Origin of the sequence: Saccharopolyspora sp. 6M, from assembly GCF_020176775.1 — a bacterium.
Lineage (GTDB): Bacteria > Actinomycetota > Actinomycetes > Mycobacteriales > Pseudonocardiaceae > Saccharopolyspora_C > Saccharopolyspora_C gregorii.
On sequence record NZ_JAIUJZ010000241.1, the window covers coordinates 1 to 14,010 of the forward strand.

The window sequence follows — 14,010 nt, forward strand, 5'->3', positions numbered from 1 at the left end:
CATCCACGACAGCCTCCTCCAACTCACCACCTGCCTCATCCAACACCGACGCACCCAAACCTTCTGTTAGCAGTTCTTAAGCCCCGTGCACGCGGGGATGGACCTGCGGAGGATGAACCGGTCGTCGGCGTTGCCGAGTAAGCCCCACGCACGCGGGGACGGGGATGGTCCCGAGTACTCGATGGACTGCGGAAACTCCCCGCGGTAAGCCCCGCGCACGCGGGGTTCTTCCCCGGTACCGGGTGGTGAACGGGTTCGGCCGCGAGTAAGCCTCGCGCATTCAGGGTGACCTGCGCCCCGTCTCGATCCGAAGGATGGTGCGCGGGTTTCGTCTCGTCGTCAGCCGACGTTGGCGAGCGGCGTGATCCGATCGAGCTCTTCCCCGAGCCGGTCCTTCTCGATCTCCAGGTCGTAGTGCTCCTGGAGGTTGAGGAAGAACCTCTCGCTGGTGCCGAGGTAGCGGGCCAGCCGAAGCGCGGTGTTCGCGGTGATGCCGCGGTCGCCGTGCACGATCTCGTTGATCCGCCGGGCGGGGACGCCGATGTCCTTGGCGAGCCGGTACTGACTGATGCCGAGGGGCTGGAGGAACTCTTCGTTGAGGATCTCGCCGGGGTGAACCGGGTCCATGGTGGTGTCGGTGTTCATCCTGGCCCTCCTGTCAGTGGTAGTCGACGATCTCGACATCGTGGACGTCGCCGCCGTGCCAGGTGAAGCAGATGCGCCACTGCTGTTTGACGCGGATGCTGAGCTGTTCGAGTCGGTTACCTGGCGGGATGCGAAGGTCGTTGATGTGCTCGACAGCGTGCACCACGGCAAGTTCACGTGGCGTGCATTCGAACGCCCGGCTCTTGAGAGCGTCGCGCACTCCCCACGGTCAGCGCATTCGATGGTAAGCCCCGTACACGCGGGGCTTACCCCGGGCGCGCCTCCACCGGCGAAAATCGGTTTGTCTTGGGGTGGGGCGCTGTTACGGTGCTGGTCGGTGGCCGGGTCGCGGCCGGTGGTGAAGGAGTGGTCGACGTGGTGAGCGAGGACGACATCTCCGGGTGAGCTCGGAGTGCCGTGCGCCTCCGCTGCCCGGATCCGGGTGGTTCGGAGGGCGCGTCGTCGTATCCCACCACTGTTCGTTCCTCGGGCCGCTGCCCAGTGCTCCGCCGATTCACCGGTTCTCCCTTGGTCCGCCGGTGTTCGCGTGATCGGGAGCACGACCGCGGTGCGCCCGCCTGACGCGGGAGAGCTCACCATGGCCGATGCGTTGATCACCTGTTCCCACCTCACCTTCTCCTGGCCGGACGACACGCCGGTGTTCGACGACCTGTCGTGCACGGCGGGCCCGGGCCGCACCGGGCTGGTCGCGCCGAACGGCGCGGGCAAGAGCACGTTGCTGCGGTTGATCGCCGGGGAGCTCGCGCCGCGCTCGGGCACGGCGACCGCGCACGGCGTGGTCGGCTACCTGCCGCAGACGCTGCCGTTGCGCGGTGATCGCACCGTCGCGGACGTGCTGGAGATCGCGCCGGTGCTGCGCGCGCTGCGGGCCATCGAGGCCGGGGACGTGGACGAGGCGCACTTCGCGGTCGTCGGCTCCGACTGGGACGTCGAGGAACGCGCCCGCGCCGAGCTGGGGCGCCTCGGGCTCGGCGACATCGCGCTGGACCGGACGCTGCGCACCTGCAGCGGCGGGCAGGCGGTGGCGATCGGGCTCGCCGCGCAACTGCTCAAGCGGCCGGACGTGCTGCTGCTGGACGAGCCGACGAACAACCTCGACCGGGACGCGCGCGACCGGCTGCACCGGGTGCTGGCCGAGTTCGGCGGCTGCCTGCTGCTGGTCAGCCACGACCGGGAACTGCTGGACCGGATGGACCGCATCGCCGAGCTCGACCGCGGCGAGATCCGCTGGTACGGCGGGAACTTCACCGCCTACGAACAGGCGCGGCTCGCCGAACGCGACGTGGCCGAGCGCAACGTGCGCAACGCCGAACAAGAGCTCAAGCGCGAGAAGCGGGAACGGCAGCAGGCCCGCGAACGCGCCGACCGGCGGGCGAGCAACGCGGCCCGCAACGCCGATTCCGCCGGGCTGCCGAAGATCCTCGCCGGGGCGCGCAAGCGGCGCGCGCAGGAATCCGCGGGCCGCACCGACGACACCCACGGGCAGCGCGTCGACGACGCCCGCCGCAGGCTCGACGAGGCGAACCGGGCGGTGCGCGACGACGACGTGCTCGCGCTGACGCTGCCCGGCACGCGCGTGCCCGCCGGGCGAACCCTGTTCCACGGCACCGGAATCCGGCTGGACCTGGGCGGTCACGCGCTGTTCGGCGACGGGATCGACCTCGCCATCCGCGGCCCCGAGCGCATCGCGCTCAGCGGCGGCAACGGGTCCGGCAAGTCGACGCTGCTGCGGCTGATCAGCGGCGACCTCGCGCCGGACGGCGGGGAGATCGCCCGGTTCGACGGGCGGATCGCGTCCCTGTCGCAGCGGCTCGACCTGCTCGACCTGGACCGATCCACCGCTGAGAACCTGCGGGACGCCGCCCCGGAACTGCCGCGGACCCGGTTCATGCACGTGCTGGCGCGATTCCTGTTCGCCGGCGACCGGATGCACCTGCCCGTCGGCGCGCTCTCCGGCGGTGAACGGTTGCGGGCGACGCTGGCGTGCGTGCTGTGCGCGGAACCGGCGCCGCAACTGCTGCTGCTCGACGAACCCACCAACAACCTCGACCTGGTCAGCACCGGGCAGCTCGTCGAAGCGCTGAACGCCTACGAAGGGGCGCTGGTCGTCGTCAGCCACGACGAGCGCTTCCTCTCCGAGGTCGACGTGCCGCGGCGGCTGCACCTGTCCGGCGGCGAACTGCGCGACACCGGCGGGAGATGACCCGCACCGCCCGACCGGAGGCGCGGTGGAAATGTCCCGCTGGAATGTCGAAAGCGAAGCAGGCGGGAAATCACCTCGCCACCCGCGCGAAAGTCACTCCGGAGCAGGAATTTCACTACCCGTTGGGGCGTACCCGGATACCGCCGGTTCGCGTAGCGTGGACATAACTGGGAAAACGACGAATTCCGGACGCGTCGATGGGGAGATGCGCGCTGCCCGGAATCGCGGAGCACGACGCACCTGACCGGCCGCACGGCCGCTCCTAATCGCGGCGAGAACACCCCTGCGAAAGCGGCTCCCGTCCGGCGAGGAATACCGCGGAGTGCTCGTTGCACTGCGGGGCCGCATCGTGCGAATTCGATGTGCCATGTCGATTCGGAGGAGGAAAGGTGCGGACCAGCGTTTCCGGCGACGAAGCCACGCGGAATCCGATCGTGCTCATCGCGCACGGCGTCCCCGCCTACCGGTGCGGCCTCGCCCTCGGCTTGCGGAACTCCGCGCCCGACGCGTTCGAGGTGCGCGAATCGACCCCGGCGGACGCGGCCGAGCGCACCGGCTGGGACGCCTGCCTCGTCGAAGTGCCGTGCCGCGACCTCGCCGCCCTCGCCGCGCTCCGTCGCGCCCGGCCGGACGGCGTGCTGATCGCGCTGCTCGACGCGGCCGGGCCGGACGACTACCGGGCCGCGCTGCGCCTCGGCGCCGACGGCGCCGCCGCCCAGGACGCCGACCTCGACGAGATCATCTCGGTGCTGCGGCTGGCGTTGCGCGGCGACGTGCTGCTGCCGCGCGGCGTCGCCCGCGCCCTGTGCACCGGGCCGAGCCGCCCACCCGGCGCGGTGCAGCTCACCGGCGTCGACCGCGACCTGCTCACCCGGCTCGCCATGGGCAACCCCGTCGCCGACATCGCCAAGTCCACCGGCTATTCCGAACGTCAGATGTACCGGCTGGTGCGGGAGATCTACCACCGGCTCGGGTCCCGCAACCGCAGCGAAGCCATCGCCACCGCCACCCGGTGGGGACTGATCACCGGCGAGGACGCCGACCACCCCGAACCGGAACCCGCGCCCCGGCCACCACCGTGCGGCAGCAGGCGCTGAACCGAACGCGCGGACACCGGCACCGGAGAGCCGGCATCCGCCCCACGGCGGATCCGGCGGCCACGCCGCGACCGGGTACCGCTCACCGGAACCCGCGCACCCGCAGGAAGAAGGAGCCCCGTGCTACAAGCATTCCGGTCCACCCGGCGCAGCGAGGACTCGGACGACGACGAGATCCCCGAACCGGACCAGGCGGCCGAACCGGGCCGCCGCGTCGGCGTCCGCGACCTCGTCCAGGTCGCGCGCGGGCACCAGCGCGCGATCGCGCTCGCCCTGGTGCTCTCCCTGCTGGGCGCCGCGCTCGGCCTGGTGCAGCCGCTGCTGGCCGGCCGCGCCATCGACTCGTTCTCCCGGCAGCAGCCGTACCTGCCGCTGATCGGGCTGCTGGCCGTGGTGTTCCTCAGCGAAGCGGTGATCACCGCGCTCGGCGCCTACGCGCTGGAGCGCTCCGGCGAGGGCATCGTGCTGGGGCTGCGGCAGCGCGTGGTGCGCACCCTGCTGCGGCTGCCGATGCGCGGCTACGAGCAGCGCCGCCTCGGCGACCTGCTCTCCCGCACCACCAGCGACACCACCCTGCTGCGCGACACCCTCGCCTACGACCTGTCCGAGGTCGTCGTCGGCGTGTTCGTGGTGGTCGGCGGCACCGCCATGATGATCTGGCTGGACGCCGCCATGTTCCTCATCGTGCTGGCCATCATCGGCACCATCGGGGCGCTGACCACGTTGCTGCTCACCGGGATCCGCCGGTCCGTGGAGGACGCGCAGGACAGCCTCGGCGGCATGACCGCGGAACTGGAGCGGGCGCTCTCGGCGATCCGCACCGTGCGGGTGCTGCGCGCCGAAGACCGCGAGCAGGACCGCATCGGCGGCCTGGCGCAGCAGGTGTACCGGCAGAACCTCGGCGCGGCCAGGCGGGACGCGGTGGTGAACCCGGCGATGACGCTGGCCATGCACGCCTCGTTGATCGCGGTGCTCGTCGTCGGCGGCATCCGCGTGGTCAGCGGCGCTTCCTCGCTCGCCGACCTGGTCGGATTCCTGCTGTACGTCACCTACATCGCCGCACCGATGGCGAACATCTTCGACGTGCTCGCCACCCTGCAGCGCGGGATGGCCGCGCTGCAACGGGTCGACGACGTCACCCGGATGCCGGTCGAGGAGGACCGCGCGCCGATCACCGCGGTGCCGCGCGAACCGGCCGCCTCCGACGTGCCCGCGGTGGAACTGCGCGACGTGTGGTTCGGCTACGAACCGGACCGGCCGGTGCTGCGCGGCGTCTCGTTCGCGGTGCCGCGCCACACGCACACCGCGCTGGTCGGGCCGTCCGGAGCCGGCAAGTCCACGATCTTCGCGCTGCTGGCCCGGTTCTACGACCAGGACCGCGGGAAGATCCTGCTCGACGGCCGCGACACCCGGGAGCTGAGCCGCACCGACTGCCGCGCGCGGCTCAGCCTCGTCGAGCAGCACTGCCCGATCATGCACGGCACGCTCGGCGAGAACATCGCCTACGGCCGACCCGACGCCGAATCCGGGGAAATCGAGCGGGTCGTGGCGCTGGCCGCGCTGGAACCACTCGTGCGACGGCTGCCGCACGGCCTCGACACCCCCGTCGGCGACCACGGCGACCTGCTCTCCGGCGGAGAACGGCAGCGCGTCGCGCTCGCCAGGGCGCTGCTGCCCCGGCCTCGGCTGCTGCTGCTGGACGAACCGACCTCGCAGCTCGACAGCGCGAACGAGGCGGCGCTGACCGAGACCATCGCGAAGGTCTCCGCCGAATGCACGCTGCTCGTCATCGCGCACCGGCCGTCCACCATCCGGTCCGCGGATTCGGTGGTGGCGCTGGAATCGGGCGAGATCGCGGAGAACAGCACCGTGCGACCCGGGTGATCCGACGCCGGTCCGCCGCGGTCCGCCGCGGTCCGCCCGCTCCACCCGATCCGTGCCGCCTTCCGAACTTCCGATCCGCTCGATCCGCCAGCCTCGCCGGATCCGTCCGGCGAGGCTTTTCGCGCGCCCGGCGAGAATCGGATGCGGCGAATGGCGAAAAACCACCCGAACGAGATCAGCACGGACGCTCTACGACACTGACCAGACGGAATATCCACCCCCGACGACAGCGCGCGGCAGTTCCTCGGCAGCCTTTTCCCGGCCCGCGACATGGTTTCCCACCCCGCCCCGCGGATAACATCGGAATGCGTTGATCAGCGTGCACCACACCGAATCCGGGCAACACCGATTCCCAGGAGTGGCCATGTATTCCAAGCCCACCATCCTCAAGGTCGGCGAGTTCCAGAAGCTGACCCAGCACAGCCGTCCGGTGCGCAAGGACAAGGGACACCGCCGTCGGCCGCGGCACATCCTGCTCTGAGCAGCGGGCGCGAGCCGTGCGCACTGCGGCTCGCGCCACCCCTCGTCGACCCGGCTGGAGGCGCGCATCCCATGAACGGCGGCAACCCATGAACGGCGAATGGCTCGTGGTCCTGCCCGACCACCCCGAATCCGCCTCGATAGCCGACTCCCTGCGCCCGGCCCGCCGGGTGCAGCACCACTCGGGGCTGCCCTGGCTGGTCGGCGACTGGAATCCCGCGGACCTGCGGGTCGGCTCGGCGGGCGGCAGCAGGGTCGCGGCGCTCGGCGTGTGCGCGGCCGACACCGCGGAGCTGGACCGGATCGCACGGCGCGCCGGCTCGGTCACCGACCTGGACCGGACCACGTTCGACGTCCCCGGCTGCTACCACCTGTTCGCCTCCGTCCGCGGCAAGGTCCGCGCGCAGGGCACCCTCTCCGGGCTGCGCAAGCTGATGCACACCCGGATCGGCGGGGTGACCGCCGCCGCCACCAGGGCCGACGTGCTCGGCCCGCTCGCCGGATCCACTGTGGACCCGCAGCGGCTGCTGCTGCGGCTGCTGCTCTCGGAGGTCGCGCTGCACACCGTGCACGCGCCGCTGTGGGCCGGGGTGCAGGCGGTCGACGAGGACGACTGCCTGGTGCTCGACGAACGCGGCCGCCCCCGGGCGCACCGCCGCTGGACACCGCCACCGGCCGAACTCCCGCTGGCCGAGGCCGCCGTCGGACTGCGCGACGCGCTGGATCGGGCGGTGCGAGCGCGCACCGGATCGGGGCTGGTGCTCAGCAGCGACCTCTCCGGTGGGCTGGACTCCACGACGCTGTGCTTCCTCGCCGCCCGCGAGGACCGGCCGCTGACGACGCTGACGACGCTGGCCGCAGACCTCGGCGACGACGACCCGGAATGGGCCGACCTGGCCGCCGAATCACTGCCCCGCATCAACCGGCTGCAGTACGAGTTCGGCGAGCTGCCCACGCACTACGAAGACCTGCTGGAACCCGGGCTGCCGTGGGACGAACCGTTCCCCGGCATCGAGGACCGCCGGACCTACCGGGCGCTGGCGGCGGAGCTCGGCGCGGCCGGATCGGAACTGCACCTCAGCGGCGACGGCGGGGACGAGGTGCTGCCCGGCGGATCGGCCGGGGTGTTCGACTTCCTGCTCCGCCACCCGTGGACCGCGTTCGCCCAGCTGCGCGGTTACCGCGCGCTGGAGCACTGGACGTGGGCCGACATCGCGCGGATGGCGTGGGAACAGCGGCGCACCTACCCGGCGTGGCTGGCGGACCGGGCGCGCACCGTGATCGCGTCCCCGCTGGACGACGAAGGGGCCTCGGCGCTGCTGCAGCTGCCGCCGTGGGCGACGCCGGACGCGGTGGACGCGGTGCGGGACCTGCTGATCGCCGAAGCCGAGTCGGCGCGGGACGTGCCGTGGACCGAACACCACACGACCTGGGGCATCCGGCAGTGCGCCGGGCTGGTGCGCGGCACCGTGCCCGTCTACGCCGCAGGAGGCGTCCGGTTGTCCTCGCCGTACTTGGACGACGCCGTGATCGCCGCCTGCGCCGCGGCCCGGCCGCACGAACGCCGCTCGCCGTGGCGGTACAAGCCGCTGCTGGTGGAGGCGATGCGCGGGCTCGTCCCGGAACGATCGCTGCGGCGGTCCACGAAGGCGGAGGGCTCCAACCTGGAGCACAGCGGTATCCGGCGGAACGTCGCCGCGCTCGCCGCCCTGTGCGAGGACTCCCGGCTGGCCGCGCTCGGCCTGATCGACGCCGACCGGCTGCGGTCGGTGTGCACCGGCCTGCAGCTGCGGCTGTTCACCCCGTACGCGATGTCCACGACGTTCGGCTGCGAGCGCTGGCTGCGCGATCTCGAAGCGGAGACCGCACCGGAGCTCGTCGAGCAGGAGGTGTCCTGATGGGAGTGCGGTTGCACCACGAGGTGTCGCTGGCGGGCACCGACGAAGGATCGGTGCTGCTGGACCAGCGGTCCGGGGAGTACTGGCAGCTCAACGGATCCGCGGCGACCGCGCTGCGGATGCTGCTCGACGGCGCCGGGGAGCACGAGGTCGCGGCGGCGCTGGTCGCCGACAGCCCACCCGGTGACGTCGGCCTGGACGAGGCGCTGCGCGATGTGCGCGAACTGACCGAACAACTGGCGGCGGCCCGGTTGGCGGTGCGCTCGTGAGCACCCCCGAAGCGCTGTTCCGCAGCGCCGCCCGCCCGCCGCTGCGGGACCGGCTGGCGGCACGGTTCGCCGTCGTCGTCGCGCTGGGCCTGTCCCGGCTGCCGCCGCGCCGGATTCGCGCGGTGCTAACGGTGATCCGCGGCCGGGCTCGGCCAGCCGAGCACGATCGAGCACTCGCGATCCGGCAGGCCGTGGTGGCGGTGAGCCTGACCTGCGCCGGCAAGGGCTGCCTGCCGCGGTCGATCGCCATCGCCCTGCTGTGCCGCTGCCGCGGGCAGTGGCCGACCTGGCGGGTGGGGGCGCGCACCGACCCGTTCGGCGCGCACGCCTGGGTGGAGGCCGACGACATCGCGGTCGGCGAGAACGCGAGCATCGACTCGTTCCACCCTCTGCTGACCGTGCCGCCGCTCGCGCGGTGAACTCTCCGGACGTGCGCCGGTGCCCCGACCGCTGCTTCCCGCCGCCCTCGGTCAGCGTCGCTCCGGATCGAGCCTGGTCGCGAGGTAACCGGTGAGCAGCGCGGTGATCTCCTCCACCGCGTCCTCCCGGTCCACCTCGGGCGGGTCCAGCACGTAGCTGATCGCCAGGTTCTCCACGGTCCGCACCAGCACCCAGGCCACCGCGTCGGCCCGGGCACCGCCGGGGAGGTACCCCAGCAGGGCGGTGGTGACGAGCTCGTCGATGCGGTGCTTGAAGTCGGCGCGGCGGGTGTCGGCGTTCGGCGGCAGCTGCTCGTAGAGCACCCGCAGCAGGCCCGCGTTCTCCTCGAACGCGGTGATGAGCGCGAGCACGTTGCCGCGCACCGCGTCCGGCAGCGAGCCGCCCGCGAGGTTGGCGACGAACGCGCGCGAAATGCGAGTGCGCAGCCGGTCGGCGCAGCGGTCCACGACCTCGCCGAGCAGCACGTGCTTGTCCGGGAAGTACTGGTACAGCGACCCAGGGCTGATGCCCGCCGCCGCGGCGATGCGCCCGGTGCTCGCCCGGTCGTAGCCGTGCTCCAGCAGCACCTCGTACCCGGCGTCGAGGATGCGCCGCACCATCGCGCGGGAGCGCTCCTGGCTGGGCTCGCGCCGCATCGGACGCCGGGTTCGAGCGGCCACGGGCACCTCCGGAAACGCGAATTGAACGCGAATGAATCTTCGTGTCAGCATCATCGGCATGACCTCACCTGTGACGCAACGCACTCCCGGGGCGGTGTACCCGGACCGGTTCTTCGGCGCCCCGGAGCGCTCCCGGCGGATCGGGCGGGTGCTGCGGCTGGCCGCCCGGGTGGACGAGCTCGACGAGGAGCTGGTGGACCGCATCGGGCGGCGGATGTTCACCCGCGACGAGCCCGGGGCGCGGCTGGTGCGCGCGATGGGCCGCGAGGTCCCCGCCGAGCAGCGGGTGACGATGGCGCAGTTCGCCCGTGCGCTGGACGACGGGGTGCCGCCGGACGCGCCTGCGGCGTTGCGCGAGTTCTTCGCCGTGGTGGAGCGGACCCCCGACTGGGTCGATCCCGACCTGGTGGAGCGCGGGGCGCGCGCCATCCGCCGGATGGGGCGCAACGTGGACGACGTGCTGCTGCAGCTGTCGCTGATCGGCGGCTACCGGTTCGGCGGCCCACCGGACCTGCTGGTGGCGACCGGCGGGCTGACCGGCGCGACCGCGATGCGCCGGCTCGGCGAGACGAAGAAGTGGGCGCTGGCCACCAGCCGCCCCGGCGGAATGCGCCGCGACGGCGAGGGATTCCGGCTGACCGTGCACGTCCGCGCCATGCACGCGTTGATCAACCACCGCTTCGAGACGAACGGGCGGTGGGACGTGCAGCGCTGGGGGCTGCCGATCAACCAGGCCGACCAGGCGGCGACGCTGGGACTGTTCAACGGCACGCTGCTGCTGGGGGTGCGGGCGCTCGGCTGGCTGGTCACCCCGGCGGAATCGCGGGCGATCATGCACGCCTGGAAGTACGTGGGCTGGCTGCTGGGCGTGGACGAGGACTTCCTGTTCGACACCGAACGCGAGCAGAACCGGTTCAACTACCACGTGCTGCGCGTGCAGGACGACGTGACACCGGCCGGCGCGGCGCTGTCCGGTGCGCTGGTCGACGGCCAGCCGACGCTGGGGCGCGGTCCGCTGGCCGGGCGGTACGCGCGGCTTCGGCTGCTGAGCATGCTGCGCTTCTTCCTCGGCAAGCAGGGCCTGCGGGACCTGGCGCTGCCGGTGACGCCGAGCTGGGCGATTCCCCCGATCTGGGCGGCGAACCTGGTGAAGTCGGGGCTCGTCGCGCGCAGCCGGCGCGGGCGCCGCCACCTGGAACGGGCCGGGGACCGCTTCGCCGACCGGGACCTGCGGCGCACCTTCGCCGGCGCCCGGCCCGAGATCGGCGCGCTGCCCGGCTGACCCGGCGCCCCCACCGCCCGATCGTCGCTCAGGACCGGACTACCAGCGGCGGAGGTGGTCGCGGAGCCTCCGGGCCGTGCGAGCCATCAAGAACTCGGCCTCCGGCTGGGTGGCGGCGGGCACCCGGGACTCGGTGAGCGCGGCGATCGCGAACCGGTGCCCGTCGTCGTGCTCGACGACGCCGACCTCGTGCCGCAGGTTCAGCAGCGTGCCCGTCTTCGACGACCACGTGGTCGCGTCCGAGCTGAAGTCCGGGGCCAGCCGGTGCCGCAGCAGGTTCGCGCCCAGCAGCTCCCGCGTCCGCTCGGCGACCGGTTCGGCGATGCGGTCGGGCCGCCACAACTCCTGCAGCAGGTCCACGAAATCCCGTGCCGACCCGGAATTCGCGCGCGTCACGTCGAGCTGCGCGAGCGGATGCCCGCGATCCGCGGTGCGGGCGCCGATGGCCAGCGCGTGGGCCAGGTGCACGTCGGCGGCGGCGAAGCGCTCGGCGGGCGTCTCCGACAGGTCGCCGACCAGGTGGCGGGCGGTGATGCCGCGCAGCCCCCACTCCCGCAGCATCCGGGTGACCTCGGCCGGCGAGGTGAGCGCGAACAGCGCGTCGGCCGCCACGTTGTCGCTGAGCGCCACCGCCAGGTACATCAGGTCGTCCAGCGCCACCCGCGCCGGATGCCGGAACCGGCTCAGCCCGGTCGGTCCGGGCGTGGTGATGGCCCCGGGCCGCACCAGCACCTCGGCGGCGCCGTCCAGTTCGCCGCGGCGGACGCGTTCCAGGGTCGCCGCCACCAGCGGGATCTTGATCAGGGAGGCGACGGGGTGGGCGACGTCCGGTTCGATGCCGATCTCGCGCCCGGAATCGAGGTCCCGCACCAGGAACGAGCCGCGCAGCCCGCCGTCGTCGAGTTCGGCGAGCAGTTCGCCGATCAGTGCTTCCGCGTTCACCCGTTCTCCAGTCCGGTTCCGTCCACCGCGCCGAGGCAGCAGGCGACGTCCGCCCGCAGCGCCGTCCGCAGCAGGTCCGCGTCGTACCCGGCCTCCGCGGTGATCCCGTAGCCGCGCGCCAGCGGCAGTTCCGCGACCGGGTGCCACAAGAACCCGAACTCGACGGCCTGCTCGGCCGAGCACAGCAGCAGGTCCGCCGATCCGAGCGCCTCGGCGGCGCCCGCGCTCAGCGACTCTGCCACAGCGACCTGCGCGGGCCGGAGCCCCACCGCGTCGCGCACCCGCAACAACCGGTCCCGCACGTGCGGCACGTCGTCCTCCGGCTGGATCCACACCCGGCGCCGCGGCGAGCGCTCGGCGCGGCCGGCGCGCAACGAATCCAGGTGCACCGGCCCGCGGTGCCGCTCGGTCGTACCGGCGACGCCGAGCGGCACCCACCACTCGGCCTCGTCCGCGGGCACCGCCACCAGCGCGGCCCGCACGTCGAGGGTGCGCACCAGGTCCACCCGTTCGGCCGGGTCGGCGCGCCGGAACTCCAGGAACAGCTCGTGGGTGCGCGCCGCCGCGTCCAGCTCGGCCAGCGCGCGGGTGGTGCAGGTCGCGGGCACCGCCAGCCGCACCGGGCGCAGCCGGGCCCGCTTCGCGTCCTGCTCCAGGGCGTCGGCCGAGCGCACCAGCTGCCGGGCCCGCGGCAGCAGGTCCCGGCCGAACGGGGTCAGCAGCACGCGCCGCGCCGAGCGGTCGAACAGCCGCTCCCCGAGATGCCGCTCCAGCGCGGCGATGCGGCGGCTCGCCACCGGTTGCGGGATGCCCGCGGCGGCCGAACCGCCGGTGAAGCTGCCCACTTCGCTGACGCTGACGAACGCCCGGCACCCACCCACCAAGTCCACGACCGCAGTGTATGCCGGATCCGCATGAGAACCTCGGTTTCCGTCTTGGACAGCATGGCCGCGGAGTGGTGAGACTGGTCGCGCCGACGGCCGCACCGGCTCGTCGGGCAGTGACGAAAGGGAAGACCCGTGCTCAAGCAGCGTTTCCACCAGGTCGCGGTCGCCGCGCTGGCCGCGCTCACCCTCGCGGGGTGCACCGGCGGCGTGAGCGCCGCGCCCGCCACCTCGGCCGCCACTCCCCCCGCGTCCGCCGCCACCGCGCGGCAGGCCGAGTTCGACGAGCTGGAGCGGCGGTTCGACGCGCGCCTCGGGGTGTACGCGCTGGACACCGGGACCGGCCGGGAGGTCGTGCACCGCGCCGACGAGCGGTTCGCGTTCGCCTCCACGCACAAGGCGCTGTCCTCCGGCGAGGTGCTGCGGCGCAACTCCCCCGCCGACCTGGACCGCCGCATCACCTACTCGCAGGCCGACCTGGTCGAGAACTCGCCGGTCACCGAGCAGCACGTGGCCGACGGCCTCACCCTGCGCGAGGTGATCGACGCCGCGATCCGCTACAGCGACAACACCGCGGCGAACCTGCTGTTCCGCGAACTCGGCGGACCGGCCGAGTTCACCGCCGCGCTGCGCGGGCTGGGCGACACCACGACCCGCTCGGACCGGACCGAGACCGACCTGAACCGGACCTCCCCCGGCGACCCGCGGGACACCAGCACGCCGCGCGCGCTCGCCGCGAGCCTGCGCGCCTACACCACCGGGGACGTGCTGGCGCCGGAGCAGCGGGCGCTGCTCAACGAGATGATGGGCGCCAACACGCTCACCACCGACCTCATCCCGGCCGGGGTGCCCGCGGGCTGGCGCGTCGGCGACAAGTCCGGTGCCGCGGACCACGGCACCCGCAACGACATCGCGGTGATCCACCCGCCGAACCGGGCGCCGATCATGCTGTCGGTGCTGTCGGACCGCGCGGCGGTGGACGCCGACTACGACGACGCGCTGATCGTCGAAGCCACGAAGATCGCAGTGAACGCCCTGGGCTGACCAAGTCCGAAGTGGACGACCGCAGCAGAACGCTCCCCCCACCACCAGGCGGAGGGAGCGTTCCCAACCCAAAGAAAAACCAGCCGCTACCAGGCCCCATCGTCCTTCCTGTCAGCGGCGAAGCCGCTGAGCAAACGACCACCTGAGACACCGGCACCGCAGCGGGTTCTCAGCGGGGTTGTGGGGGGGGGGGGGTTTTTGCCGGGGGGGGGCGCAGCCGGGGGAGTCCGGGGGGAGCGGGGAGCCCCCGCGGGGTGGGGG

14 protein-coding genes are annotated in these 14,010 nt (G+C 72.8%); 9 read left to right on the plus strand and 5 right to left on the minus strand.

The features are described 5' to 3' along the window. Positions 1-339: 339 nt before the first annotated feature. Together LCD31_RS25990 and LCD31_RS29695 are read right to left on the minus strand one after the other, a co-directional pair. Positions 340-645, minus strand: a complete 306-nt coding sequence (locus LCD31_RS25990) for a HigA family addiction module antitoxin (protein ID WP_224962301.1) — start codon at positions 643-645, stop codon at positions 340-342. A gap of 13 nt (positions 646-658) precedes the next feature. Further along, the gene (locus tag LCD31_RS29695) at positions 659-865 is read right to left on the minus strand and encodes a type II toxin-antitoxin system RelE/ParE family toxin (protein ID WP_224962303.1); all 207 of its coding nucleotides are present in this window, start codon (positions 863-865) and stop codon (positions 659-661) included. A 378-nt stretch (positions 866-1,243) separates the two neighbouring features. On the opposite strand from LCD31_RS29695, the gene LCD31_RS26000 reads away from it, so the two are divergent. From LCD31_RS26000 to LCD31_RS26030, 7 genes are all read left to right on the plus strand, one after another. Continuing rightward, complete coding sequence (locus LCD31_RS26000; protein WP_224962305.1) at positions 1,244-2,869, plus strand: ABC-F family ATP-binding cassette domain-containing protein; 1,626 nt, start codon at positions 1,244-1,246, stop codon at positions 2,867-2,869. 389 nt (positions 2,870-3,258) lie between these two features. Next, entirely contained in the window at positions 3,259-3,966 is a 708-nt protein-coding gene (locus LCD31_RS26005) for a hypothetical protein (RefSeq protein WP_224962307.1), read from the plus strand. A gap of 120 nt (positions 3,967-4,086) precedes the next feature. Continuing rightward, positions 4,087-5,850, plus strand: coding sequence for an ABC transporter ATP-binding protein (locus LCD31_RS26010; RefSeq protein ID WP_224962309.1), 1,764 nt, complete (start codon positions 4,087-4,089; stop codon positions 5,848-5,850). A gap of 364 nt (positions 5,851-6,214) precedes the next feature. After that, on the plus strand, positions 6,215-6,331 hold the full coding sequence (locus LCD31_RS26015; RefSeq protein ID WP_224962311.1) for a lasso RiPP family leader peptide-containing protein: 117 nt from the start codon (positions 6,215-6,217) through the stop codon (positions 6,329-6,331). An 88-nt stretch (positions 6,332-6,419) separates the two neighbouring features. Further along, positions 6,420-8,228 carry an asparagine synthase-related protein gene (locus tag LCD31_RS26020; protein WP_224962313.1) on the plus strand — a complete coding sequence of 603 codons (1,809 nt, stop codon included), beginning with the start codon at positions 6,420-6,422 and terminating at the stop codon, positions 8,226-8,228. Further along, positions 8,228-8,497, plus strand: coding sequence for a lasso peptide biosynthesis PqqD family chaperone (locus LCD31_RS26025; protein WP_224962315.1), 270 nt, complete (start codon positions 8,228-8,230; stop codon positions 8,495-8,497). Before LCD31_RS26020 ends, LCD31_RS26025 begins: the two co-directional genes overlap by 1 nt. Beyond that, positions 8,494-8,916 carry a lasso peptide biosynthesis B2 protein gene (locus LCD31_RS26030; protein WP_224962317.1) on the plus strand — a complete coding sequence of 141 codons (423 nt, stop codon included), beginning with the start codon at positions 8,494-8,496 and terminating at the stop codon, positions 8,914-8,916. Before LCD31_RS26025 ends, LCD31_RS26030 begins: the two co-directional genes overlap by 4 nt. 51 nt (positions 8,917-8,967) lie before the next feature. On the opposite strand, the gene LCD31_RS26035 is transcribed toward LCD31_RS26030, so the two are convergent. Next, a complete protein-coding gene (locus LCD31_RS26035; protein WP_224962319.1) occupies positions 8,968-9,597 on the minus strand; it encodes a TetR/AcrR family transcriptional regulator in 630 nt (209 codons plus the stop codon). 58 nt (positions 9,598-9,655) lie between these two features. Between LCD31_RS26035 and LCD31_RS26040 the strand changes: the two genes are divergently transcribed. After that, entirely contained in the window at positions 9,656-10,879 is a 1,224-nt protein-coding gene (locus LCD31_RS26040; RefSeq protein ID WP_224962321.1) for an oxygenase MpaB family protein, read from the plus strand. A gap of 39 nt (positions 10,880-10,918) precedes the next feature. On the opposite strand, the gene LCD31_RS26045 is transcribed toward LCD31_RS26040, so the two are convergent. Together LCD31_RS26045 and LCD31_RS26050 are read right to left on the minus strand one after the other, a co-directional pair. Continuing rightward, complete coding sequence (locus LCD31_RS26045; protein WP_224962323.1) at positions 10,919-11,821, minus strand: serine hydrolase; 903 nt, start codon at positions 11,819-11,821, stop codon at positions 10,919-10,921. Continuing rightward, complete coding sequence (locus LCD31_RS26050; protein ID WP_224962325.1) at positions 11,818-12,711, minus strand: LysR family transcriptional regulator; 894 nt, start codon at positions 12,709-12,711, stop codon at positions 11,818-11,820. Before LCD31_RS26050 ends, LCD31_RS26045 begins: the two co-directional genes overlap by 4 nt. A gap of 129 nt (positions 12,712-12,840) precedes the next feature. Here LCD31_RS26050 and bla point away from each other — a divergent pair, with 129 nt between their 5' ends. After that, positions 12,841-13,749 carry a class A beta-lactamase gene (bla, locus tag LCD31_RS26055; protein ID WP_224962327.1) on the plus strand — a complete coding sequence of 303 codons (909 nt, stop codon included), beginning with the start codon at positions 12,841-12,843 and terminating at the stop codon, positions 13,747-13,749. The last annotated feature ends 261 nt before the right edge of the window (positions 13,750-14,010 follow it).

Coding starts and splice junctions, on each gene's coding strand:
- LCD31_RS26040 (WP_224962321.1), top strand. CDS start 9,656: ATGACCTCACCTGTGACGCAACGCACTCCCGGGGCGGTGTACCCGGAC.
- LCD31_RS26025 (WP_224962315.1), top strand. CDS start 8,228: ATGGGAGTGCGGTTGCACCACGAGGTGTCGCTGGCGGGCACCGACGAA.
- LCD31_RS26020 (WP_224962313.1), top strand. CDS start 6,420: ATGAACGGCGAATGGCTCGTGGTCCTGCCCGACCACCCCGAATCCGCC.
- LCD31_RS26015 (WP_224962311.1), top strand. CDS start 6,215: ATGTATTCCAAGCCCACCATCCTCAAGGTCGGCGAGTTCCAGAAGCTG.
- LCD31_RS26000 (WP_224962305.1), top strand. CDS start 1,244: ATGGCCGATGCGTTGATCACCTGTTCCCACCTCACCTTCTCCTGGCCG.
- LCD31_RS25990 (WP_224962301.1), bottom strand. CDS start 645: ATGAACACCGACACCACCATGGACCCGGTTCACCCCGGCGAGATCCTC.